Genomic DNA, 2,818 nt, shown 5'->3' on the forward strand with positions numbered 1-2,818 from the left:
GGGCGAGGCCGCCCGGCTCCACGCGCGGCGCGCGGCGGCCGCGTGGGCGCTGCTGGAGGTGGGGGAGGCGCTGCTGACGGACGGGCTCTTCGACGAGGCGGAGGGGGCGTTCGCGGACGCGCTGGGTGTGGGCGAGGCGCTCGGTGATCTGTCGCTGACCGGCGAGGGGTCGCTGGCGCTGGGGCGGCTGTGCCGGATGCTGCGCCGGACCGGACGCGCGGGGCGGTACCTCTCGGCTGCCCGGGTCGCGTTCCTGCGGGTGGAGGACGCCGGTGGTGTGGGCCGGGCCTCGGCGGAGATCCTGGCGCTGGCGGAGTGCGCGGCGGAGGCGCCGGAGGCGATCGGTCTGGTGCCGCGTCAGGGGCGGCGGGCTTAGCTTGTCGGTCCGGTGCCGCCGGGCCCGGCGGGACGGGCCCAGGCCCCTCCCAGGGCCCATCCCACCGGTCCCGGCTCCCCGCCGTCTTCCCTACGCCAGGTCCTCCGCCGTCGGATACGAGGGCTGGGCTCCCGGGCGGGTTACCGATGCCGCGCCCACTCTGACCGCGAAGCGCGCCGCGTCCTCCAGCGATGCGCCCCGGGCCAGGCGCAGGGCCAGGGCGCCGGTGAAGGCGTCGCCCGCGCCCGTGGTGTCCACGACTTTGACGGGCACGCCGGGGATATGTGCTGGCTCGTTGGCGTCCGTGGCCAGGACCAGCGCACCCTCGGCGCCCAGCGTGATCACTACTGAGCGGGCGCCCCTTTCGCGCAGGGCCTGGGCCTGGTCCGTCGGGGTGCCGTCCGTCAGGCCCGACAGGAGTCTGGCCTCGTGTTCGTTGACCACCAGTGGGTCGGCCGCTGTCAGTAGGCGCGTGTCCAGGGTTTCCGGTGTCGGGGACGGGTTGAGGACGATCCTTGCTCCGGTCTCCGCCGCTGTTTCCACCGCCGTTCGTACCGTCTCCGGGGCGATCTCCAGTTGGAGCGAGACCACCGCCGAGGCCGCCACGACCTCCCGTGCGGCCCGTACGTCGGCGGGGGAGAGGCGGGCGTTGGCGCCGGGGGAGACCACGATGGTGTTGTCCCCGTCCGGCCCTACGACGATCATCGCGGTGCCGGTCCGGGCGCCCTTCTCGACCAGTACGTGCCGCAGTTCCGTGCCCGCCGCGTGCTGGGCCTCCAGCAGCAGTTGCCCGAACGCGTCGTCCCCGACCCGGGCCAGTAGCGCCGTACGGGCGCCGAGTCTGGCGGCCGCCGCTGCCTGGTTGGCGCCCTTGCCGCCCGCGGACTCCACCAGGTCGGTGCCCAGCACGGTCTCGCCCGCGCCCGGGCGGCGGGCCACGCGGACGGTCAGGTCCGCGTTGGCCGAGCCGATCACCAGGACGTCGTAGTCGTAGGTGTGTCTGTCGCTCATCTCGTCACCGTCATTCGAAGTCCGCCGCGTTTCCGCGGGTCACCAGCACCACCGGGACCTTCACCCGGTCCGGCAGCCGTTCGCCGTGCGCGGCCCTGACCGCCCACTCCACCGCCTGTTCGCCCAGCAGCCTCGGCTGCTGGGCGACCGTCGCCGTCAGTGTTCCGTCGCGTACGGCCCGGACGCCGTCCGGGGTGCCGTCGAAGGCCACGATCTTGACGTTCCTATGTCCCAGGGCCTTCGCGGCGCCCAGGGCCATCTCGTCGTTGGCCGCGAACACCCCCGTGATGTCGCGGTGCGCCTGGAGCATGTTGGCCATCACGTCCATGCCCTTGGTCCGGTCGAAGTCGGCCGGCTGGCGGGCCACGACCTCGATGCCCGGGTATGTCCTGATGCCCGTCTCGAAGCCCTTGGCGCGTTCCCGGGCCGCCGATGTGCCCGGCCGGCCCTCCAGGAACGCCACCTTGCCCCGGCCTCCCAGCGCTTCGGCCAGGGCCTTCGCCGCCTGGCGGCCGCCCTCGACGTTGTCGGACGCGATGGTCGAGCCGACCGTGCCGCCGTTGACGCCCCGGTCGATGGAGATCACCGGCACCTTGGCCCGGTTCGCCACGCCCACGGCCGGGACGGCGGCGTCGGAGTCCACCGGGTTGATCACGGCGGCCTTGACGTTCTGGCTGGTGAACGTCTCCATCTGATTGACCTGCTGGACGGGGTCGTTCTGGGCGTCCGTGATGTTGATCTTCAGGCCGCGTGCCTTCGCCTCGGCCCGCGCGCCTTCCTTGATGCCCACGAAGAAGGGGTTGTTCATCGTGGACAGGGCCAGGCCCAGGTCCGTGCCGCCCCCTCGGGCGCAGCCCGTCAGGGTGGTGGCCGCCAGGAGAGCGGTGGCTGCGAGGACGCTCCTTCGGCCCCTCATCGCGTGCTCCTGCGGCGCAGCGTGTCCAGCAGCACCGCCATCGCGATCACCGCGCCCGTGGCCACCTGCTGCCAGAACGCCGACACGCTCAGCAGGTTGAGGCCGTTGCGCAGCACCGCCAGGATCAGCGCGCCGACGAGCGTTCCGGACGCCTTGCCGGAGCCGCCCGACAGGCTCGCCCCGCCGATCACGACCGCGGCGATCGCGTCCAGTTCGTACCCCGCGGCCGCCTGGGGCTGGGCCGAGGTGAGCCGGGCGGCCAGGACGACGCCCGCCACGGCGGCGAAGAGCCCGGAGAGGGCGTAGACGGCGAGTTTGCGGCGGCGTACGTCGATGCCGGACAGCCGGGCCGCCTCCTCGTTGCCGCCGATCGCGAACATCGCCCGGCCCGTGTATGTGCGCGTCAGGATCAGCGTTGTCAGGAGGGCTGCCGCGGCCATCACCAGGACGGGCACTGGCAGCCGGCCGCCCAGGGTGTCGCCGAGGTGGCCGAGGGAGGGTGGGAAGGCGATGGG

General features: G+C 73.4%; 2 protein-coding genes and 1 pseudogene. 1 reads left to right on the top strand and 2 read right to left on the bottom strand.

Annotated elements, in window-relative coordinates; genetic code table 11:
* Nucleotides 1–376 (top strand): hypothetical protein (locus tag K6I33_RS34000; protein WP_229358663.1); only part of this gene is annotated, 376 nt, incomplete at its 5' end.
* Between the two features lie 90 nt (nt 377–466).
* Here K6I33_RS34000 and rbsK read toward each other — a convergent pair.
* Together rbsK and K6I33_RS36705 are read right to left on the bottom strand one after the other, a co-directional pair.
* Nucleotides 467–1,387: a ribokinase gene (rbsK, locus tag K6I33_RS34005; protein WP_229358664.1), complete on the bottom strand. Its 921-nt coding sequence runs from the start codon at nt 1,385–1,387 to the stop codon at nt 467–469.
* A 10-nt stretch (nt 1,388–1,397) separates the two neighbouring features.
* Nucleotides 1,398–2,818: pseudogene (locus K6I33_RS36705) on the bottom strand (substrate-binding domain-containing protein); the annotation flags it as partial.

This window comes from Streptomyces sp. UNOB3_S3 (assembly GCF_020740895.1).
Lineage (GTDB): Bacteria > Actinomycetota > Actinomycetes > Streptomycetales > Streptomycetaceae > Streptomyces.

What these genes read in the sequence shown, in the direction of transcription:
- rbsK (WP_229358664.1), bottom strand. Translation starts at nt 1,387, where the DNA reads ATGAGCGACAGACACACCTACGACTACGACGTCCTGGTGATCGGCTCG.